General features: G+C 50.8%; 24 protein-coding genes. 17 read left to right on the plus strand and 7 right to left on the minus strand.

Going from position 1 to position 20,723, the window contains the following annotated elements:
- The first annotated feature begins 188 nt into the window (after positions 1 to 188).
- Genes ACR0QV_RS05395 through atpC form a run of 10 tightly spaced genes read left to right on the plus strand, consistent with a single transcriptional unit; the run spans position 189 to position 7,765 of the window.
- Positions 189 to 446 carry an AtpZ/AtpI family protein gene (locus tag ACR0QV_RS05395; protein ID WP_432635217.1) on the plus strand — a complete coding sequence of 86 codons (258 nt, stop codon included), beginning with the start codon at positions 189 to 191 and terminating at the stop codon, positions 444 to 446.
- Entirely contained in the window at positions 433 to 1,194 is a 762-nt protein-coding gene (gene atpB, locus ACR0QV_RS05400) for a F0F1 ATP synthase subunit A (protein ID WP_428060055.1), read from the plus strand. Before ACR0QV_RS05395 ends, atpB begins: the two co-directional genes overlap by 14 nt.
- Before the next feature lie 44 nt (positions 1,195 to 1,238).
- On the plus strand, positions 1,239 to 1,469 hold the full coding sequence (atpE, locus tag ACR0QV_RS05405; protein ID WP_432635219.1) for an ATP synthase F0 subunit C: 231 nt from the start codon (positions 1,239 to 1,241) through the stop codon (positions 1,467 to 1,469).
- Between the two features lie 18 nt (positions 1,470 to 1,487).
- A complete protein-coding gene (gene atpF, locus ACR0QV_RS05410) occupies positions 1,488 to 1,982 on the plus strand; it encodes a F0F1 ATP synthase subunit B (RefSeq protein WP_432635221.1) in 495 nt (164 codons plus the stop codon).
- Between the two features lies 1 nt (position 1,983).
- On the plus strand, positions 1,984 to 2,511 hold the full coding sequence (gene atpH / locus ACR0QV_RS05415; RefSeq protein WP_432635223.1) for an ATP synthase F1 subunit delta: 528 nt from the start codon (positions 1,984 to 1,986) through the stop codon (positions 2,509 to 2,511).
- A gap of 13 nt (positions 2,512 to 2,524) precedes the next feature.
- Positions 2,525 to 4,060, plus strand: a complete 1,536-nt coding sequence (gene atpA, locus ACR0QV_RS05420; RefSeq protein ID WP_428060059.1) for a F0F1 ATP synthase subunit alpha — start codon at positions 2,525 to 2,527, stop codon at positions 4,058 to 4,060.
- The gene (gene rfaD, locus ACR0QV_RS05425) at positions 4,061 to 4,996 is read left to right on the plus strand and encodes an ADP-glyceromanno-heptose 6-epimerase (protein WP_432635225.1); all 936 of its coding nucleotides are present in this window, start codon (positions 4,061 to 4,063) and stop codon (positions 4,994 to 4,996) included.
- A gap of 9 nt (positions 4,997 to 5,005) precedes the next feature.
- On the plus strand, positions 5,006 to 5,911 hold the full coding sequence (gene atpG, locus ACR0QV_RS05430) for an ATP synthase F1 subunit gamma (protein WP_432635227.1): 906 nt from the start codon (positions 5,006 to 5,008) through the stop codon (positions 5,909 to 5,911).
- 21 nt (positions 5,912 to 5,932) lie between these two features.
- Positions 5,933 to 7,351, plus strand: a complete 1,419-nt coding sequence (gene atpD, locus ACR0QV_RS05435) for a F0F1 ATP synthase subunit beta (protein WP_428037854.1) — start codon at positions 5,933 to 5,935, stop codon at positions 7,349 to 7,351.
- Positions 7,352 to 7,354: 3 nt separating this feature from the next.
- A complete protein-coding gene (gene atpC / locus ACR0QV_RS05440) occupies positions 7,355 to 7,765 on the plus strand; it encodes an ATP synthase F1 subunit epsilon (protein ID WP_428053253.1) in 411 nt (136 codons plus the stop codon).
- Between the two features lie 146 nt (positions 7,766 to 7,911).
- Here atpC and rplT read toward each other — a convergent pair whose 3' ends face one another.
- The 4 genes from rplT to ACR0QV_RS05460 form a co-directional block, all read right to left on the minus strand.
- The gene (gene rplT, locus ACR0QV_RS05445; RefSeq protein WP_177746683.1) at positions 7,912 to 8,259 is read right to left on the minus strand and encodes a 50S ribosomal protein L20; all 348 of its coding nucleotides are present in this window, start codon (positions 8,257 to 8,259) and stop codon (positions 7,912 to 7,914) included.
- 10 nt (positions 8,260 to 8,269) lie between these two features.
- A complete protein-coding gene (locus ACR0QV_RS05450) occupies positions 8,270 to 8,476 on the minus strand; it encodes a 50S ribosomal protein L35 (RefSeq protein ID WP_177746685.1) in 207 nt (68 codons plus the stop codon).
- A 103-nt stretch (positions 8,477 to 8,579) separates the two neighbouring features.
- Positions 8,580 to 9,119, minus strand: a complete 540-nt coding sequence (gene infC / locus ACR0QV_RS05455) for a translation initiation factor IF-3 (protein WP_177746687.1) — start codon at positions 9,117 to 9,119, stop codon at positions 8,580 to 8,582.
- An 83-nt stretch (positions 9,120 to 9,202) separates the two neighbouring features.
- Positions 9,203 to 9,610: a hypothetical protein gene (locus tag ACR0QV_RS05460; RefSeq protein WP_432635231.1), complete on the minus strand. Its 408-nt coding sequence runs from the start codon at positions 9,608 to 9,610 to the stop codon at positions 9,203 to 9,205.
- A 113-nt stretch (positions 9,611 to 9,723) separates the two neighbouring features.
- Between ACR0QV_RS05460 and nusB the strand changes: the two genes are divergently transcribed.
- The gene (gene nusB, locus ACR0QV_RS05465) at positions 9,724 to 10,134 is read left to right on the plus strand and encodes a transcription antitermination factor NusB (RefSeq protein WP_428053255.1); all 411 of its coding nucleotides are present in this window, start codon (positions 9,724 to 9,726) and stop codon (positions 10,132 to 10,134) included.
- 5 nt (positions 10,135 to 10,139) lie between these two features.
- The gene (ligA, locus tag ACR0QV_RS05470) at positions 10,140 to 12,119 is read left to right on the plus strand and encodes an NAD-dependent DNA ligase LigA (RefSeq protein ID WP_432635233.1); all 1,980 of its coding nucleotides are present in this window, start codon (positions 10,140 to 10,142) and stop codon (positions 12,117 to 12,119) included.
- Here ligA and ACR0QV_RS05475 read toward each other — a convergent pair whose 3' ends face one another.
- The 3 genes from ACR0QV_RS05475 to ACR0QV_RS05485 form a co-directional block, all read right to left on the minus strand.
- A complete protein-coding gene (locus ACR0QV_RS05475; protein ID WP_432635235.1) occupies positions 12,120 to 12,845 on the minus strand; it encodes a type IV pilin protein in 726 nt (241 codons plus the stop codon).
- Positions 12,846 to 13,270: 425 nt separating this feature from the next.
- Entirely contained in the window at positions 13,271 to 13,915 is a 645-nt protein-coding gene (locus tag ACR0QV_RS05480) for a hypothetical protein (protein ID WP_432635237.1), read from the minus strand.
- A gap of 28 nt (positions 13,916 to 13,943) precedes the next feature.
- Positions 13,944 to 14,750 carry a TatD family hydrolase gene (locus tag ACR0QV_RS05485; protein WP_432635239.1) on the minus strand — a complete coding sequence of 269 codons (807 nt, stop codon included), beginning with the start codon at positions 14,748 to 14,750 and terminating at the stop codon, positions 13,944 to 13,946.
- Positions 14,751 to 15,009: 259 nt separating this feature from the next.
- Here ACR0QV_RS05485 and hrcA point away from each other — a divergent pair, with 259 nt between their 5' ends.
- From hrcA to mtaB, 5 genes are all read left to right on the plus strand, one after another.
- On the plus strand, positions 15,010 to 16,107 hold the full coding sequence (gene hrcA, locus ACR0QV_RS05490; RefSeq protein ID WP_432635241.1) for a heat-inducible transcriptional repressor HrcA: 1,098 nt from the start codon (positions 15,010 to 15,012) through the stop codon (positions 16,105 to 16,107).
- Complete coding sequence (locus tag ACR0QV_RS05495; RefSeq protein ID WP_432635243.1) at positions 16,100 to 16,663, plus strand: nucleotide exchange factor GrpE; 564 nt, start codon at positions 16,100 to 16,102, stop codon at positions 16,661 to 16,663. The genes hrcA and ACR0QV_RS05495 overlap by 8 nt, the downstream gene beginning before the upstream one ends.
- A gap of 58 nt (positions 16,664 to 16,721) precedes the next feature.
- Positions 16,722 to 18,599: a molecular chaperone DnaK gene (dnaK, locus tag ACR0QV_RS05500; protein ID WP_432635245.1), complete on the plus strand. Its 1,878-nt coding sequence runs from the start codon at positions 16,722 to 16,724 to the stop codon at positions 18,597 to 18,599.
- A gap of 64 nt (positions 18,600 to 18,663) precedes the next feature.
- Positions 18,664 to 19,359, plus strand: a complete 696-nt coding sequence (locus ACR0QV_RS05505; RefSeq protein WP_432635247.1) for an RsmE family RNA methyltransferase — start codon at positions 18,664 to 18,666, stop codon at positions 19,357 to 19,359.
- Positions 19,356 to 20,585, plus strand: coding sequence for a tRNA (N(6)-L-threonylcarbamoyladenosine(37)-C(2))-methylthiotransferase MtaB (mtaB, locus tag ACR0QV_RS05510; RefSeq protein WP_432635249.1), 1,230 nt, complete (start codon positions 19,356 to 19,358; stop codon positions 20,583 to 20,585). Before ACR0QV_RS05505 ends, mtaB begins: the two co-directional genes overlap by 4 nt.
- Positions 20,586 to 20,723: the final 138 nt, after the last annotated feature.

The following is a 20,723-nucleotide window of genomic DNA, read 5'->3' on the forward strand; positions in this document are numbered from 1 at the left end:
AAAAAACCCGCGGGCAGTCGGACGCGGGTTTTTTATATTATTTGCGCTAAAAAAGTGCGCGGGGTTGCTAAATTTAATACAATACTAATAAGCGGCGGTTGTACGACTTAAAAAGGTAGATTTTTTGCCCAAATTGTTTTATAATATTAAGTGTACTTACCGCCCGGTAAATAAACCGGGGGATACCTATGGCGCTGGGACCTTTTACCAAACAGGACCATTTGCAAATTACGACGTTAGGTTTGGAGTTTGCCGTGTCGGAAATTTTGGGCGCTTATGTGGGGTACAGGCTGGACGAAAAATTACACACAAGCCCGTGGTTTTTAATCGGGGGCGTAATAGCCGGGTTTGCATTGGGCTTTTACCAAATTTTGCGTTCGGCCAAACAGATGCAAAAGGACGCCGCAACTTTAAAAAAGGCAGATAAAAAAGATGGACGTAGCTGAAATAATTTCTCATCATATTTTGGACCACGATTGGGGCGTAGCCCTGGGTGGTTTCCGTATTCCGCTTACCACGCATAGCGTTACAATTTTGGCGGTAAGCGTATTGTTGTTCTGTGCGTTGTGCTGGATTGCCCGCGCGCGCCAAAGCCGTTCCGGGCGCCTGCTTACGGCGCTGGCGGAAGAATATGTGCTGTTCATCCGCGACGGTATGGTCTTGCCCAATATGGGTAAAGAGGGCAAGGGCTTTCTGCCGTATTTCTGCACGCTGTTTTTGTTTATCTTGTTTGTAAACTTGGCGGGTATGATTCCCGAAATGAAGACCGCCACTTCTAACATTTCCGTTACGGCCGCCTTGGCGTTGTGCTCGGGCGGGCTTATCTTGTACAGCGGACTTAAATTCCACGGCATTATCGGGTTCTTAAAGGGGTTTGTGCCTTCGGGTACGCCCGGCTGGCTGGTGCCGCTTATCTTCCCGCTGGAAGTCGTCAGTTTGATTATCAAGGTGTGCGTGTTGGCTATCCGTTTGTTTGCCAATATGCTATCGGGCCATATGGTGCTGATTTGCTTGCTTTTGATTATTTTTATTGTCGGGCAAATGCACATTGCGGCGGGCGCGGGTGCGCTGTTGCCGGCGATGTGCCTGGAAATTTTTATGACGTGTCTGGAACTGTTGGTAGCGTTTTTGCAGGCGTATGTGTTTACGCTGCTGACGGCAATTTTTGCGGGCTCGGTCATACATACGCATTAATTTGAAAAATCTATCAAGGGGATTACCCCAAAGGAGAAGAACTTATGGAACTCGTAGCACTTAAATATATTGCCGCCGGTATCGGCGCGGGACTTACCGTCATTGGCGCGGGGCTCGGTTTGGGTAAAATCGGCGCCGCCGCTTTGGAAGGCACCGCCCGCCAGCCGGAAGCCGGTTCCGACCTTCGCACCACGATGATCATCATCGCCGCGTTGTTGGAAGGCGCCGCTATGTTGGGCTTGGTTATCTGCTTGCTCACGATGGTAATGAAATAAACTTAAAAAGAGTAATCTATGGAAGATTTATTGAAGCCTGATTACGGCGTACTCGCTTTGACGGTTTGCAATTTTTTGCTGCTCGTCTATTTGCTTAAAAAGTTTGCGTGGAACCGCATCATTGGTGCGTTGGAATCGCGCGAACAGCAAATAGCGCAGGACAAACTGCAAGCCCAACAAGCGCGCGAGGCCGCGGAAAAAGTCAAACGCGAATTGGACGAAAAATTGTCCCAAATCGCGGACGAAGCCGCTAAAAAAATGGCCGAAGCCGTAAAAATGGGCGAAACGCAAAAAGAACAACTCTTGGCTGCGGCCAAAGAGCAGTCCGAGCGCCTGGTAGAACAGGCCAAAGCGCAAATTGAAGCCGAAAAGAACAAAGCGCTTTCGGATGTACGCGGCGAAATTGCCCGCGTGAGCGTGTTGGCTGCTTCCAAGGTAATTGAACAGCAGTTGAACGAAGACTCTGCCAAAGCCGTGGTGGACCGCGTGCTGGCGGAAGTAAAGGCGAAGTAATATGAACAGTTCAGACAGAATTGCGGTGCAGCGCTACGCCGCCGCCTACAATGCGTTAAGCGCCACGAACGAAGAGGCCGCCCAGCGGGCGAAATCTTTGCAAGTGGCCGCCGAAGCGTTGGCGGGCGTGCAGACGTATATGTCCAGCCCGCGCATTTCCACGGATGCTAAAAAACAAACCGTTAAGGAAGCGCTTAAAGCGTTGCCGGAGGCGGCTTCGTTTGTGGAAGTGCTGCTGGACGCGAAACGCTACGCGCTGTTGGACGCCGTCGTCCGCCGCGTGGGGGAACTGTTGGATGAACGGCTGGGCATTTTGCGCGCGGAGGTTATTTCCGCCCGCGCACTCAGTGAGGCCCAGCAACGCCAAACCGAAGAAGCCCTTTCCGCGCGTTACGGCGGAGAGGTAAAAGCGATTTTTAAAACCAACCCGGCCCTCTTGGGCGGACTCCAAATTTGGTGCCGGGGGGAACTGATAGACGGCAGTCTGCAAGGGCGTTTAGCCAAGTTGCAGGCGGAACTCGCACAGTAACAATGGTAATTATATGGCAATCAGACCAGAAGAAATAACCAATATCATTAAAGAAAAGATTGAACACTTTGACGCGTCCGCCGATGTCAACGAAGTGGGTACCGTTATCCAAGTAGGGGACGGTATCGCCCGTGTACACGGGTTAAACAACGTAAAAGCATCGGAATTGGTGGACTTCGGTAACGGAGTGAAAGGTATGGCGCTGAACCTGGAATACGACAACGTCGGCTGCGTGCTGATGGGGCCGGACCACTTGGTTCACGAAGGCGGTACCGTTAAACGCACCGGCGAAGTTATCAGCATCCCCGTAGGCGCGGATATGATTGGCCGCGTGGTGGACCCGCTCGGCAACGCGTTGGACGGCAAGGGCGCGGTAAAGACCGACAAAAATATGCCGTTGGACATTGTAGCCCCCGGTATTATTGACCGCCAGCCCGTCAAACAGCCGCTCCAAACCGGTATCAAAGCCATTGACGCGATGGTGCCGATTGGTAAAGGCCAGCGCGAACTCATCATCGGCGACCGCCAAACGGGTAAAACCGCTATCGCGGTGGACGCTATCATCAACCAAAAGAATATTCCCGCTTCCGAACGCTGTATCTGCATTTATGTGGCCGTAGGCCAAAAGCAGAGCACGGTGGCCCAAGTGGTCAAAACCTTGACCGACTTCGGCGCTATGGACTATACGATTGTAGTCTCCGCCACCGCTTCGGACCCGGCTTCCCTTTTGTACATCGCCCCGTACGCGGGTTGCGCTATCGGCGAATACTTTATGTGGCAGGGCAAAGATGTGCTTATCGTGTATGACGATTTGTCTAAACACGCGCAGGCATACCGCCAGATGTCCTTGCTGCTTCGCCGTCCGCCAGGCCGCGAAGCCTACCCCGGCGATGTATTTTACTTGCACTCCCGCTTGTTGGAACGCGCGTGCAAACTTTCCAAAGAAAACGGCGGCGGCTCCATTACCGCTTTGCCGATTATTGAAACGCAGGCCAACGACGTTTCCGCGTATATTCCGACCAACGTAATTTCTATTACCGATGGTCAGATTTACCTGGAAAGCAGTCTGTTTTTAAGCGGTATCAAGCCGGCTATTAACGTAGGTTTGTCCGTATCCCGTGTGGGTGGCTCGGCCCAGCGCAAAACGATGCGCAAGGTGGCCGGTACGCTTCGTATTGACTTGTCCCAGTACCAGGAATTGGAGGGCTTTGCCCAATTCGGTTCCGAACTGGATAAAGAATCCCAGCGCCAAATCGCCCGCGGTAAACGTATGACGGAACTGCTCAAACAGAACCAGTATTCTCCTATGAAGGTAGGCGAAGAAGTGCTGGTGCTCTATGCAGGTACGCACGGCTATTTGGACACGGTGGAAGTAAGCGACGTGTTGGAATACGAAAAACAACTCCTCGCCTATGCCCGCGCCGAACGCCCGGACGTGCTGGATACGCTCAATGCCTCTGTGGAACTGACCAAGGAAGTGGAAGAAAAAATGGTCAGTGCGTTGGACGCGTTTAAAACGGTTTTTAAACCCTCGCAACAGGAGAAATAAATGGACGCTAAAACCAAGAAAAAATACCTGGTTACCGGCGGTGCCGGCTTTATCGGCAGCAACATTGCCAAAACGCTGGAAGCCCAGGGACACGAAGTAACCGTCTTGGACGATTTTTCCAAGAACGGACATTTCAAAAACTTAATCGGTTTTAAAGGCGACGTTATTACGGCTGACTTGTTTGAATATATGCCGACCGATATGTATTTTGATGCCATCTTCCACGAAGCGGCTATTACCGACACCACGGTAATGGACCAAAAGGCGATGATGGAACAAAACGTGGAAGCGTTCAAAAACTTACTCGCTTTTGCGGCGGATAACGAAATTAAAAAGGTTATTTATGCCTCTTCCGCGGCCACTTACGGCAACGGGCCCGTCCCCAATGTGGAAACGCAGCCCACGCACCCGGAAAACGTCTATGGCTTCTCCAAGGCCATTATGGATAACGTGGCCCGCCAATTTGCCGACGACAACAACGATATGAAGATTATCGGCTTGCGTTATTTTAACGTGTATGGTCCCGGCGAATATTTTAAAGGCAAAATGGCCAGTATGGTCTATCAGTTGTACAACCAAATGAAGGCCGGCAAACGCCCGCGCGTGTTTAAATACGGCGAGCAAATGCGCGACTTTGTATATGTAAAGGATATCGTTAAAATCAACCTCTGTGCCTTGAACAACGGCAAAGAAACGGGCGTTTACAACGCCGCCACGGGTATTCCGCGCGATTATAACGACATCATCAAATGCTTAAACAAAGAACTGGGCACCAACCTGGAACCCGAATACACTGACAATCCGTATCCGTTCTTCCAGTTAAAGACCCAGGCGGACATTACCAAATCCAAAGAAAAACTGGGCTACGAGCCGGATTACTCGCTGGAAGCGGGTATTGCGGATTATGTGTCCATTTTGGAAGGCCGCAACAAATAAGGAACCGCTATGGAATCGTTAAGGGACATACGGCAAAATATTAAAGCCATCAAATCCACGCAGCAGATTATGCAGACGATGAAGATGATCTCCAACGCCCGCATCCGTCGCGCGCAGGACGCGATGACCGCCGCCCGTCCGTTCGCCAAAAAGATGTACCAAATGGTGGACGATTTAAAGCAGGATATCTTGGCTATGCCACAGCCGGATGACGTGGCAGAAAGTTGGGCCGGACGCTTTTTTATCAACAAGACGGGGAACCCGAAGAAGGTCGGGCTCCTCGTCATTACGGGTGATAAAGGACTGGCGGGCTCGTTTAACGCCGTTATTCTGCGCAGCGCGCTGCACTTTTTAAAGGAAAACCAAGACAAGGAAATTTTCGTCTTTGCCGTGGGTAAAAAAGGGCGCGATTTTCTGGCGCGTTTAAAAATGCCGAACCTGCATTTGGTATATGAAAGCGTAGGTATCTTTCCCAAGGTGTCTTACGCGCACGCCGAACTGTTGGGCGAAGCGGTGCTCAAAACGTATTTTGAGCAAAACCTCGGCTCCGTAACGCTGATTTACAACGACTTTAAATCCCTGGCCAGCCAAAACTTGGTAGAGCAGAAGTTATTGCCCTTCCACTTTGAAGCCACGGAAAACAAAAAGGACGAAAGCGACTTTTTATTTGAACCGGGTATGCTGGAAATTTTTAAACTCTTGGTGCCCCGCTTGGTAAAGGCCAATATGTACCGTATGCTGTTGGAATCGCAGGCCGCCAACTTGGCCGCCACGATGAACGCAATGGACGCCGCCAGCAAAAACGCCGGGGAACTGGTAGCCGCGTTGGGCGTAAAACTCAACAAAGTGCGCCAGGCCAGCATTACGAACGAAATTTTGGATATTGTGAACGGGGCCGAAGCCCTGAACAGTTAATTCTACAATACAGGAAACCATATGAAGACTGGAAAAGTAATTCAAATCATTGGCGCGGCTGTGGACGTGCAGTTTGAACAAGACCACCTGCCCGCCATTGAGAACGCCATTGAAATAGAAATGGACGGCGGAAAAAAGATTGTGGCCGAAGTTGCCCAGCAAATGGGCGACGGGATTGTGCGCTGCGTATCTTTGGAAAGCACCGACGGTCTCCAACGCGGCGCCAAAGCCGTGGATACCGAAGGGCCTCTGTCCGTGCCGGTGGGGGAAGCGTGCTTGGGCCGTTTGATGAACGTGCTGGGCAAGGCGCAGGACCACAAGGGCGATATCAAGGCCGCTATGAATATGCCTATTCACCGCGACCCGCCGACCTTGGAAGACCAAAACCCGACCCCGGAAATTTTTGAAACCGGTATTAAAGTTATTGACCTGATTGCCCCGTATATGAAGGGGGGTAAAGTAGGTTTGTTCGGCGGCGCCGGCGTAGGCAAGACCGTACTTATTATGGAACTGATTAACAACGTGGCGCGCGAACACCACGGCAGTTCTGTATTCGGCGGTGTGGGGGAAAGAAGCCGCGAAGGTAACGATTTGATGCTGGAAATGAGCGAATCCAAACTTTCGGACGGCAGTACCGTACTGGACAAAACCGTATTGGTTTACGGCCAAATGAACGAACCGCCAGGTGCCCGTGCCAAAGTAGCCTTGACCGCTCTTACGCAGGCGGAATACTTCCGCGACGTAAAAGGCCAAGACGTGCTGTTGTTCTTGGATAACATCTTCCGCTTTGTGCTCGCGAACTCCGAAGTGTCCGCGCTGTTGGGCCGTATGCCCTCCGCGGTAGGTTATCAGCCGACGTTAAACACCGAAATCGGTAACTTGCAGGAACGTATTACTTCCACCAAGAAGGGCGCTATTACGTCTATTCAGGCCGTATATGTGCCCGCCGACGACTTGACCGACCCCGGTGTGGCGGCTACGTTTACACACTTGGATTCTACGTCCGTATTGTCGCGCCAAATTGCCAGTTTGGGTATTTACCCGGCCGTGGACCCCTTGGAATCCACGTCCCGCATTTTGGACCCGCGCATTATCGGCGCCGAACATTATAACGTCTCCCAAAGCGTGCGCAAAATCTTGCAGAAATACAAAGACTTGCAGGATATCATCGCTATTTTGGGTATGGATGAACTCGGCGACGAGGACAAAAAGACCGTGGCCCGCGCCAGAAGAATCCAAAAGTTCTTGTCTCAGCCGTTCTCCGTGGCCGAACAGTTTACGGGGCACCCGGGCAAATACGTCAAATTGGCCGATACCATTAAAGCCTTTAAGGGCATTGTGGACGGCGAATACGACCATATCCCGGAATCGTGCTTCTATATGTGCGGCGGCATAGAGGATGTGTTGGCCAATTACGAAAAAGTAAAAGACAAAGAGTAATTTATGGCTAAAAAACTGACCCTTAACCTGATTACGCCGGAAAAACCGCTTATTTCCAACCTGGAAGTGGATATGGTTGTTCTGCCCGCTTTGCTGGGGGAAATGGGTATCCTGCCCGGGCACGTCAAAACGATTGTGCAGTTGGGTATGGGTTCCCTGCGTTATAAAAAGGACGGGAAGGAAGAAGAGTTTGCCGCATTGGGCGGGTTTGTGGAAGTGCTCAACGATGTGGTAAATGTATTTGCCGAAAGTGCCGCGTTGGCGGACGAGATTGACGAAGAGGCCGAAAAGCAGAAGATTAAAAAGGCCAAGGAGTCGCTCTCCGGCAAAGATGCCGATATTGATTTTGAACTCGCGGAAATGGAATTAAAACAGGCCATTGCGCGTATGAAGGTCAAAAAGCGGCATATTTAGCAGTATTTAAGTATCTTATATACCCCGCTGGAAATATCTCCCGGCGGGGTATTTTTATGCCTTTAAAAGGGTGTTTGGTTGCAAAAAGCCATAAAAAAGCCCGCACCACATAAGCGGTACGGGCTTTACTTGCTGCAAGAACGCTCTTAGGCGGCTTTTACCACGTCCACCAATTTCTTGAAGGACACGGGGTCTTTAATCGCCATTTCAGACAACATTTTGCGGTTAAGCGTAATGTTGGCTTTGGCCAAGCCGCTGATGAATTTGGAGTAAGACAAACCTTCTTCTCTCACCGCGGCGTTGATGCGGGTAATCCACATCTGGCGGTAAGTGGTTTTTTTGTCTTTGCGGTCCACATAAGCGTGCACGCCGGAGTGATCCAGCTGCTGGGTGGCCATACGCAAGCGGCGGGATTTATCTCCGTAATAGCCGCTGGCTCTTTTCAATACTTTTTTCTTTCTCGCGTGTCTCGCGACGCTGAATTTAATTCTCATTTTCTACCTCTTATTTGGCCATCGGGAGATATTTTTCCAAAATCTTCCCTTTGTTGGACTCAGGCGTAATGACGCCGGTCTTTCTCATTTCGTGCTTCCGGGAGGCAGAAACAGGCGTAAGCAAGTGTTTTCTGCCGGCTTTTCTGTGGGTAAATTTACCCGTGGCGGTTTTTCTGAAGCGTTTTTTACCACCGCTATGGTTTTTCAATTTAGGCATTGTTAATATTACCTCTGTTTAATTAGCCCTTTTTCAGAACGACCTGCGCCGGGAGCCGGTCAAGCCCCGCACGCAGTACACTAAAAAGGACCTAAAAATCTGTTTAGTTTTTGGGCACAAACGTCATAGACATACGGTTGCCCAACTGCTGCAAGCCGCCGTCCACATTGGCGATTTCGGCCAAGCGTTTGGCCGTATCGTTCAAAATCTGGATGCCAATGTCTTTGTGCTGGTTTTCGCGCCCGTGGAATACCACTACAAAACGCACCATATCCTTTTTACGCAAAAATTCTTCAATTTGGCGGATTTTTACGTCCAAATCGTGCGCGGCAATGCGCGATTTAATGCGTAACTCTTTCAAGGTTACTTTGGCTTGTTTCTTTTTGGCTTCCGCGGCTTTTTTACCCTGTTCGTACACATACCGGTTGTAATCAAGTATCTTACAGACAGGAGGTTGGGCGTTGGGGGAAATTTCCACTAAGTCCAACTCTTGTTCCTTAGCCAGGGCGATGGCTTGCGCCACCGGCAAAATGCCGACCATACTTCCGTCGGAATTAATCACGCGCACTTCGGGTACGCGGATGTTCTGGTTTCTGCGGTAGAGATCTTTTTTGTATTCTCTTCTGTTATCAAATCTGGCCATTATCTATTTGTTTTCTTTTTGCAAAAATTGTCCCCATACGGGAACATTTTTATTATACAAACTTACTATACAGGGTGTCAAAATTATTGCGCCTGTTCCGCCCGGTAAGTAAGGGCGCCGTTTTCGTACAGTTCCCACGCGGCGGGAAGGCGTTTAAGCAGCATCTTTTTGCCGCTCCATTGGGGGCCGTCCGGCGTAAGGGAGCGGTCCAACACATAGTTGCCGTCTTTGGTGAACACCTCGGCCTGCGTGCCGTCCGCCGATAAAATGACGTACGCCGCAAATTGCGCGCCGTCCGTTTGCGCGGCTTGGTTTAAGCGGATGCCCGCTTCCCAAGGCTGTACGCACGCTTGCTTTACTTGGCTCCAAGTGGTGCCCGCAGAGGGGATGCAACCGTGATTATCCCGGTCTGCCCCTGCCAGCGGTCCGTTGGCAGCACACGCACCCAATGTGCCCGCTAAAAGCATTGTAAAAAGGACTTTTCTGTTCATACTTATATTTTACCACAAACCCGCGCGCGGCGGCCCTGCAAGGACGACGTAAATTTGCTAAAATAAATATAAACTTTTATTTAAAATTTGTACGCTTTATACAGGTGGAAACTATGAGCAACAGAAGAATGGCCCGTGAGTGTGCCCTACAATCGCTTTACTACGCCGACAGTTCCAAATCGGCCGACGAAAACAATATCTTGCGTTACGCGGCGGATTTCAAGCACGAACTGGGCGATTGCTACCCGTTCTGCGAAGAATTGGTTACCGGCACCACGGAGCACTTGCCTGAAATTGATAAACTCGTTTCCTCTTACGCCAAAAACTGGACCATTGCCCGTATGTCGGCGGTGGACCGCTCTATTTTGCGTATGGCCACTTACGAAATGGTTTTCAGCCCCGAACGCACGCCCTTGGCCGCGATTATGGACGAAGCCATTGAACTGGCCAAAAAGTATTCCACCGAAAATTCCAGCAAATTCATTAACGGCTTGCTGGACCAACTGAAAAAAGAACGCAAATAAAAGTTATGCACCCGAAAGAAGAGATTGAGCGGCTTAAAAAACTGATCAATTATCACAATAACTTGTACTATAACTTGGACAATCCTGTCTTGTCCGATACCCAGTACGACGAACTTTACAAGCAACTTAAAGATTTAGAAGACCAATATCCGCAGTACCGCACCAAAAACTCTCCCACCCAGCGCGTGGGCGGGCAGGCGGGCAATCTGTTTACGCCCGTCAAGCACGCCGTGCCGATGATGTCCTTGGATAACTCCTATTCTCCGGACGAAATACGGGAGTGGTACGCCCGCGCGGAAAAGATTTTACAGCGTAACGATTTTGAAATGGTGGTAGAGGGAAAAATAGACGGCGTTTCCTGCTCGCTCACGTACGAAAACGGCATTTTGATTACCGCCGCCAGCCGCGGGGACGGCAAAGTGGGCGAGGACATTACGTCCAACGTCCGCACCATTAAAAGTATCCCGCAAAAGATAGCAAATGCCCCCGCCGAACTTTTGGAAGTGCGCGGCGAGGTGTATTTGGACAAAAAGGATTTGGCCGCCCTCAACGAACGCCAACAACTAAAAGGCGACAACATTTTTGCCAATACCCGCAACGCCGCCGCCGGGTCTCTGCGCCAAAAGGATCCGCTGATTACGGCCCAGCGGCCCCTTAAATTTTTTGCCCACTCCTTTGGTACGGGCAACATAGCGGCGGACAGTTTCAGCGGGTTTATTGATTTGTGCAAATCCTGGGGCTTTTCCGTTTGTCCCGTGCGCACCAAAACCACGCTTATCAGCGACGTTATCCGTTTTTACAACCAGTTTAACGAGTCCCGCCACCAACTTCCCTTTGATGTGGACGGACTTGTGGTAAAGGTAAACCGCTTTGAAGACCAACGCGTTCTGGGCGTAACGGCCAAAAGCCCGCGCTGGGCGATTGCCTTTAAATACCCGGCCCCGCAAGCCACAACGACGGTAAAAAACATTATCTTTTCCGTGGGCAGAAGCGGCGTGATTACCCCGGTGGCCGAATTGGAACCCGTTCCGTGCGCGGGCGTGATTATCTCCAATACCACCTTACACAATTTTGACGAAATCAAACGCTTGGGCGTGCGCGTGGGCGACCGCGTGATTATTGAGCGCGCGGGGGAAGTTATCCCCAAAATGGTAAAGGTGGTGGAACAATTAGGCACGCAAGAGGTACTGCCGCCCGCCAAATGCCCCTCGTGCGGGGAACCCGTCTATAAGGAACCAGACGAGGTGGGCTATTATTGCGTGAACCCCTCTTGCCCGGCCCAGTTGCGCGCGCGCTTACTGCACTTTGCTTCGCGCGGGGCAATGGATATTGAGGGATTAGGCGATGTGGTAATGGATAAACTGCTGGAAAGCCAGTATGTAACCGATTTTGCCGATATCTACGGGCTGACTTTTCTGCACCTGCTCAATTTGGAAAACTTTAAAGACAAAAAGGCCCAAAACCTGTTGGACTCCATAGAAGCCAGCAAGCAAAAGCCTTTATCCCGCCTGCTTTTTGCCTTAGGTATTGCGTTTGTGGGAGCCAAAACGGCTGAAATTTTGGCGGACAGATTCCGCACCTTGGACGCTTTGAAAAATGCGTCTTTAACCGAATTGCAGGCCGTGCCGGACGTGGGGGAGACGGTTTCGCAGAGCATTTACGATTTTTTTCATAGCCAAAGCGCGCTGGACCAAATTGAAAAGTTGCGCGCCGCCGGGCTGAACTTTACCCAACCTAAAAAGGAACTCTCGGGCAATGTTTTGGACGGCAAGACGCTTGTATTTACGGGCGAACTTAAAACGATGACCCGCACCGAGGCCGAACGCTTGGCTAAGGAATACGGCGGAAAGGCCAGCGGGAGCGTCTCCAAAAAGACGGCCTATGTGGTGGCCGGGGAAGCCGCGGGCACCAAACTAAAAAAAGCACAGGAACTGGGCGTTCCCGTGCTCTCCGAAGAAGAATTCCTAAAACTGTTGGGGAAGTAGTTAGTTTTCAAATAAGTTAAAGGGGCCATAGTTCTCAGGCAGTCCCACCCGGCTACAACCGCCCCGCACGGGGTAAGAATCGCAATAGCACTCGGCGATCAGTTCTTCGCCTTGGCCTATTCCGCCGCCGCACTCTATTCCGTAGCCGTCTGTCCATAATTGTAAGGGACCGCTGGAAAAACGTATTTCCCATTTTCCTACCCGAGCCGTTTCAACATCGCCATCCCAATATACATTTTGTTCGCCAAAGGTCCGGGCTAATAAAGTATTAGGGATTTCGCTGGCGGATTCTACTTCTGTTTTACAATTTTCGGCTTGTTCCAACTCACATAACTTATATTCGTCTAACATCCGCCGGACGGCTACTTTTACTTCCGCGCGCCGTGCCTTTGCAACGGCCTTTTGGTATTGCGGAACTGCCACCGCCGCCAAAATACCAATAATAAGAACGACAACTAAAAGTTCAATAAGGGTAAAGCCAAGGCTAACAACCCAAGCGGTAGATCCTGAAACCCTGCGGGCCGCACATTCAGGATAGCTTTTTCTTTTGCCGTCATCCCGGAAGGTTTTTATCCGGGATCTGTTGTTGTAGTTGTTCTTGCTGTCATTCCCGAGTGCCGTAGTCGGGAATCTGTCGTTTTCCTTTTTTAATAAAAACAGATCCCAGACCCCTGAGGGCCGACATACCCTCGGGAAAGACAAAATAGAGGTAAAATCTTTCTTCATTATTTTCTCCTTGTTCTGCTTTTGGAGAAAACAGCGCATAAAAAACGGCTGTCATCTTTGAGCTAACTCGACTTAACCCAAATAATGACAGCCGCGGCCTTCTGCCATATAAAAATATGGCAGAAAGCACTCGGCACAGCACCTCCGAAGGATCAGTTCGGAAGTGTTGTGCCTAAAACGACTGCTTTTGGAGTCGAGTTATGCCACTTGTATCCAAGCAGCGCACCGTATTCTACATACGGTTCCAAAAACAGAAAAAATTGTATCGGGCGATTAGGCCCGTTTTGCAACAAAAGTATTATAACAACTTTGAGCCCTTTTGTCCGTTGTTATATAAGAGGGCGCCCATACAGAAAGAGAGGTACTCAATCAATCGCCCTCCCGCACATTGAGCGGCGGCCCACTATGGGGCGGCCGTAGCGTGGCTAGCGCGTAGAGGAGCGGCGCACGCGCTTTAAATTGGCGGTGTTCTGCTTCATCAGTTGCGTCAGTTTTTGGTCTTGCAGGGCCAACAGCCTTTTTTGTTCAGCAAAGTAGGCTTGAAAGTTCGCGCTTTTAGCGGCGGCGGCCTTCAAATCTTTTTCCGTTTGCGTGGTAATCAAAAAGGCTTTGTGCTTTACGGAAGCATTAAAACTGTTTTCAATAGAGGCCAAGGTGGCCTGGTTGTTTATTTGCACCGCACCAAAGGCGCGCTTCATTTTGGCGCGTTCTTCCTGCGGGGCCTTGCCGGGCAGTTCGTCCGTATCTATGGTTACATCCATAAATTGCGGGGCCGGAGTTGCGCGGCGGACAGGAGCCGTGGCTTGGGGTGCGGGTTGCGCCGGGATAGCCGGGGTAGGGCCTTCAAAATTTTCAGGCCAATCCATATGCGGCGTTTCTCTAGCACCCAAATTGGCTGATTTTGCGGCTAACTTGGAAAGTTTTTCCATATTGGCCGGGGTGGCTACCTTGTTCATTACTTCCAAGGATTGCATCATCCAAAAGGTTCTGATTTGCTCGTCTTGCTCCTTGGTGGTGCAACCTGCCACAAGGGCCGCGGCAATTAACGGCAGTAACGTGTATTTGTTCATAAATCCTCTGTTCCCAAAATATAACAAATTACAGTAGCCCGTACAAGGCTTTTGTATTGCGGGTGGTAATTTCGGCCAGTTCTTCCGGCGGGATATCCAAATAATCAGCCGTATATTGGGCAATCAGCGGGATGTTGGACGGGTCGTTGCGCTGTCCGCGTTTGCCTTGGGGGGATAAATACGGGCAGTCCGTTTCCAAAATGATTTTGTCCGCGCCCGCCTTTTTGACGGCCTCGCGGATGTACTCGTTCTTTTTATAGGTAAAGCATCCGTTAATACCTAATAATAGGCCCATATCAAGCGCTTTTTGGGCTTCTTCATAACGCGCGCAAAAACAATGTAATACGCCCGGGTGCGCGGTGGACGATTTTTGCTTCCACTCGTGCTTTAAGGCGTAAAAGGCATCCTCATAGGCCGCATAGTCGTCGCCCTCGCGGCGGATGTGCAGTACAAGCGGCTTTTCCGCTTGGTTGGCCAGTTCCAGCATTTGCGAGAACATTTTTTGTTGCAGTTCCTGATCGGAAATATCTAGGCAGGTGTAATCCAGGCCGATTTCCCCCACCGCCACGCAATCCTTGTGCGTAAGCAGTTGGGCCAAGGTCTGTAAATCCGCAGGCGCGGTTTTTATGGCGTATTCCGGGTGAACCCCCAATACAGCCGGGATAAAGCCCGGGTGCTTTTTGGCCAGGTCCAGCGCGGGCTGCCACTCGTCTGGCGCGCAGCCGATTTCCACGCTTGCCGCTATTTGCGCGGCGGGGAGTTTGGAAATTAATTCTTCCCGGTCCGGGTCAAAGGCCGGGTCGTTCAAATGGGCGTGTGAATCAATAAATTGCATACTATTATTGTAACTTTTCTGGCGGGTGTCCGTCAGCAAACGCGCAAAAATCAAACTACTAATCCAAAAAAACACTTGTGAAATAAAAACAAAACTTGGTATTTGTATAGGAGAAAACACAAAAATAACTGTTCAAAATTAGCACTCAAAAAAGGGGGTTGACAAAAAAGAATATTTTACCTATAATAATAGCAGAGAGGTTCAAAGAGTGCTAAAATAAAAACGAAACACACTCCCAGAACCCGGGAAGTTTAAGCGTATGAGAATTTTAAAACCGGAAATTGCCAAAGCGCGTAAAGAAAAGATTTTAAGGTGGGTGGTCCAGCAGTTTGTGGAAACCCGCCGCCCGGTCGGTTCGCAAATGATTGCGGACGGTGCACTGCAAGATGTATCCAGCGCAACGATTCGTAACATTATGAAGGAACTGGAAGAAGAAGGGTATCTTTACCAGCCTCATACTTCCGGCGGACGTATTCCTACGGATAAAGCCTACCGCTATTATGTGGACTACCTGGCCAGCGTACAGCAAATGGCCGCCCGCGAACGCCAACGCATTGAAGAACAATATGATGAGCGCGTAAACGAAGTGGACAATATGCTGGTGCAGACTTCGCGCCTCTTGGCGATGCTCTCCGGCGCGGCGGGGTTTGTATATACCGCCCACGTGGACGACCAGCGTATCCAGCGGCTTGATTTTATTCCGTTGGCGCCCGGTATGATGTTAGCCGTTTTGGTTACCCAGTCCGGGGCCGTACGCCATTGGCCGGTTCGCACGGCATATGTAATAGAGCCTGCCCGCTTGCGTGTACTCAGCCGCTTTATCAACGGTGAGATTGCGGGGCGGACCTTGGCCGAAGCGCGCAAGGTGCTTTGGCAGCATATCCACAGCGGCCACCCGGAAATTGCAGGCGTAGCCGATTTGGCCACACAGGTATTAAAGGATATTGAACGCCCCCAAACGGGAGCGGACGAGTTGTATGTGGAAGGCATCGGCCGGCTGTTGGAAAACACGACCGAAGACGATTACGAAGATTTGAAACAAATGATGCGCGTAGTAGAAGAGCGCGAACGCTTTTCCTCGTTACTTAGCGAGAAAATGACGGATATGGAGAAATCCAAACAAAAATTAAATGTCAGTATCGGCAGCGAGAACGAACTGAAAGAACTTAAAAATTTAAGTATCGTTTCTACCGCTTGCCGCGTGGGGGACAAAACGGTGGGTATGCTGGGCATCATCGGGCCGAAACATATGGAATATACACGGGTGATGTCATTGGTAAACTTTATTGGCAGTTTGTTGGAAGCGTCTATGAAGAGTTGGACGGCACTGCCCTCCGGGGAAGACGATTATGAGTAAGCACGAAAAACATAATGAACACGCTGAAATGAAAAAAGAAGTTCCGCAGCAAGAACAGCCTTGCAACGCCGAAGCCGCGCAGGAAACTCCCGCCGCAGAACAAAAGCCTGACTATTACGACAGATTTGTGCGTTTAAGCGCAGATTTTGAAAACTTCCGCAAACGCACCGAGCGCGAAAAAGCATCCTTCTTGGCGTATGGTAAAAAGGAATTTGCCGAGAAGTTGCTCCCTTCGTACGAAGTGTTGTTGCGCCAGTTAGTGGAGATGGACAAAAAGGAAGAAGAAGGTCAAATGTCCGCCGAACTAAAAGCCGTTAAAACGGGCCTGAAAATGGTGTTTGGCGAAATGGAAAAAGCATTTAAGGCCGAAGGCATTGAGCATATGGACGTGCTTGATAAACCTTACGACCCCGCCACGCAGGAAGTGGTGGCGATGATTCCTTCCTCCGGGGACCAAGACGGTCTCGTGTTGCAGGAAGTGCAAATGGGTTTTACGATGGACGGCAAAGTCCTGCGCCCGGCGCGGGTGATTGTCGGCCAGCACGCGGAAGATTAATCCGCAGGCCCGTTTGAAAACAATTTAATTAATAAAATTTGTAAGGAGAAACACATATATGGCTAAGATTATTGGTATTGACTTGGGTACTTCTAACACCGCCGCTGCGGTAATGGAAGGTGGCAGAGGTACGATTATTCCGTCTGCCGAAGGTAGTTCTATCGGCGGTAAAGCGTTTCCGTCTTATGTAGCGTTTACGAAGGACGGTCAGCGCCTTGTGGGTGAACCTGCCCGCCGCCAGGCCATCGCCAACCCGGATGGCACCGTAACCGCGTTCAAACGCAAAATGGGGGAAAACTATAAATTTAATTTGCGCGGCCAGGAATTTACGCCGCAACAGTTGTCCGCGTTTGTATTGCAGAAAGTTAAAAAAGACGCCGAAGCCTTCTTGGGCGAACCTGTGGAAAAGGCCGTTATCACGGTGCCTGCGTACTTTAACGATAACCAACGCCAGGCCACCAAAGATGCGGGCCGCATCGCGGGCTTGGATGTAGTGCGCCTTGTAAACGAACCGACGGCTGCCGCCTTGGCCTTTGGTATTGATAAGGCCGGTAAAGAGCAAAAAGTAATGGTGTTTGACTTGGGCGGCGGTACGCTGGATGTAACCATTATGGAAATGGGTAAAGAAGGTACTTTTGACGTGCTTTCCACCTCCGGCGATACGCATTTGGGCGGTACGGATATGGATAACGCCATTATTAAATGGATGGAAGACGAATTCCGCAAACAAACGGGTATTGATTTGTCCAAAGATATCCAAGCGCAACAACGCTTGAAAGACGCGGCCGAAAAAGCCAAGATTGAATTGTCCACCACTATGGAAACGGACATCAACTTGCCTTACATCTCTGCCGATGCGACGGGCCCCAAACACCTCGCTTTGACGCTCTCCCGCGCTAAACTGGAAAGTTTGGTGGACGAAATCGTTAAACGCTGCGGTAAGTCTGTGGAACAGGCTTTGAGCGACGCCAAATTGTCCGCCTCCCAAATTGACCGCATCATCTTGGTCGGTGGTCCGACCCGTATGCCGATTGTGCAGAAATATGTGGAAGACCTCGTGGGCAAAAAGATTGAACGCGGTATTGACCCGATGGAGTGCGTGGCGATCGGTGCGGCTGTACAAGCCGGTATTTTGACGGGCGATGTGAAAGACGTCCTCTTGTTGGATGTTACGCCCTTGTCCTTGGGTTTGGAAACCTTGGGTGGTGTATGCACTCGCTTGATTGAACGCAACACTACGATCCCGGTGCGCAAGACGCAAATCTTCTCTACCGCCAGCGACAACCAGCCGGCCGTAACCATTAATGTCTTGCAGGGTGAACGCCCGATGGCCAAAGACAACGTACCGCTGGGCAAGTTTGACTTGGACGGTATTCCGCCAGCTCCCCGTGGCGTGCCGCAGATTGAAGTTACGTTTGATATTGATGCCAACGGTATCTTGAACGTATCCGCCAAAGACTTGGGTACCAACAAGGAACAGCATATTACTATCAGTTCGCCGAACAAACTCAGCGATGCCGAAGTGGAAAAATTCGTCAAAGATGCGGAGAAATTCGCGGACGAAGATAAAAAGCACAAAGAAGTCATTGAAGCCAAAAACCAGGGCGACAGCGTGCTCTATCAGACCGAAAAGGCCTTGAAGGAATACGGTGATAAAGTGTCCCAGGAAGACCGCTTGGCCATTGACCGCGCTTTAAATGACTTGCGCGATGCCTTGAAGGGCGAAGATGCCGCCAAGATGAAAGCGGCCACCGATGCGGCCTTGCAAGCCAGCCAGAAACTCGGCGAAGCGATGTACAAATCGCAGCAGGCTAACGCCGGTGCCCAGGCCCAACAGGCCGGAGCCCAAGCGGGCGCCAATGCCGGTGCGCAAGCCGGTGCCGCCAACAACGGCGGAAAAGACGACGTAGTAGAAGCGGAAGTCGTTGATAAATAATCTAGCAGTATAACCGCTAAAAAGGGGAACCCGAAAGGTTCCCCTTTTTTGGTAAAATATCCCTATGCCGCAGTATTTTGCCGATATTAAAGAAACCGAATTTTTTTTAACCGACGCCGAAGCACACCACGCGTCTGCCGTCGCCCGTCATAAAGAGGGCGACGAAATCCGCGTTTTTGACGGAACGGGCAAGCAGTTTATGGCCCGAATAGACCGCGTACAAAAAAAGTTTATCCGCGGAACGCTGTTAAAACCGTGTGAGGTTCGCCGCGTGCCCTTGGAACTGGAACTTTGCTTTGCGCCCAATTCCCGCACGGGTTTGGAAGAGGTGCTGGATAAGGGCACGCAATTAGGCGTGGCCGCCTTCCGCCCGATTATGACGGAGCGCAGTGAGTACGATGTGCTCAAAAAGTGGGACGGCAAAAACGACCGCTGGCATCAAATTATGATTGCCGCCTGCAAACAATGCGACACGCCCTTTGTGCCCGAAATTCTGCCGCCCGTTAAGTTCCCGGCGGCTTTGGTGCAGGATATTCCCTCTTTAATCGCTTACGAGGCCGAGGAAACGCACACTCTGCAATGGGGGCTTGAAAAATTGGGCAACCCCAAGCGCTTGCGCGTGTTTGTGGGGCCTGCCGGCGGGTGGACGGATGAGGAAATCGTCGTAGCCGCCCAATACAATGTACTCCCGGTTACGCTGGGGGTAAACATCTTACGCGCAGAAACGGCCTGCATTGCGGTAGCCGCTAAACTCTTATGACCACTTTTTTTATTAAAACCTTTGGCTGCCGTGTAAACCAAGTGGAGAGCCAAGCCATTTTGGAACAATTTTTAAACTCCGGGGCTACCCCTGCGGACTCCTTTGAAACCGCCGATATTTGCGTCCTCAATACCTGTACGGTTACGCACCAGGCCGATAAGGACGTGGAAAAGCAAATCCGCCAAATCTTGCGCCGCAACCCGCATACGCGCCTCGTTCTGACGGGGTGCTATGCCGCCGCGCACGCGGACGAAGTGCATAAGAATTTCCCGCAGGCGGAAATTGTGGGCAAGTACGATTTGGGCAAAGTGCTCTTTCATACAGACGATGTGTGCTGGACGGTTTCCGGCCACGAGGGCCACAGCCGCGCGTTTATCAAAATCCAAGACGGGTGCGACTGCTTCTGCTCCTATTGTATTGTGCCGTATGCCCGGCCCGTAAAACGCTCCAAACCCTTAAATGATGTACTCAAAGAAATTGACACCTTGGGAAAGAAGGGCTTTGCCGAAGTGGTTTTAACGGGTATTAACATTGGCAATTACAAATGCCCGCAAACGGGGGCTGATTTGGCCGGACTTTGCCGCCATATTGCCCAAATGAAGGGCCGTTTCCGCGTGAGGTTTTCGTCTATTGAACTGCAAACGGTTACGGATGGCGTGATAGAAATGATGCACGAATACCCCTCCCGCTTTTGCAATTATTTCCACTTGCCTTTGCAGGCCGGGTGCGATAAAGTGCTAAAAGATATGAACCGCCATTACGACACCGCCGCCTATGCGGCCAAGGTGCAGGAGTTGCGCGCCCGCGTACCGCAAATGGGCATTTTTGCAGACGTTATTGCCGGATATCCCACCGAAACGGAAGCGGATTTTGAAGCCACTTACGCCTTTATTAAACAGGTAAAGTTGGCGGGACTCCACGTTTTTAGTTATTCCCCGCGCCCGGGTACGCCCGCGGCGGCCTTGAAGCAACTGCCGCACGGGGAAATCAAACGCCGTTCGGATGCCTTGCGCGCGCTGGATAAAGAATTGCGCGCCGCCTTTGCCGCCTCTTTGGTGGGCACGGAGCAAGAGGTGTTTGTAGAGGAGCATAAGGACGGCCGCCCGCACGGCATTACGTCCAACTTTCAGCCCGTCGTGCTGGAAACGTCAACCCCCGTCCACGGTCTTGTGCGCGTGCAAATCACCCGCGCCGAAGGTTCTCTGTGCTTTGGGCGGCTCCAATAGTCCCGGTTAAAATGGTAAAATAAAGTAATGCCCGGGCCTAAGGCAGGATTATATTAAAATACCGCGCTTGGACTGGTGGCTGGATTTTGATATAATATATATATAATTTGTTTTTAAACAAGTTAGATTCTTTTTAGG

Origin of the sequence: Candidatus Avelusimicrobium sp. (assembly GCF_050873505.1) — a bacterium.
In the GTDB taxonomy this organism is placed as follows: Bacteria; Elusimicrobiota; Elusimicrobia; order Elusimicrobiales; family Elusimicrobiaceae; genus Avelusimicrobium.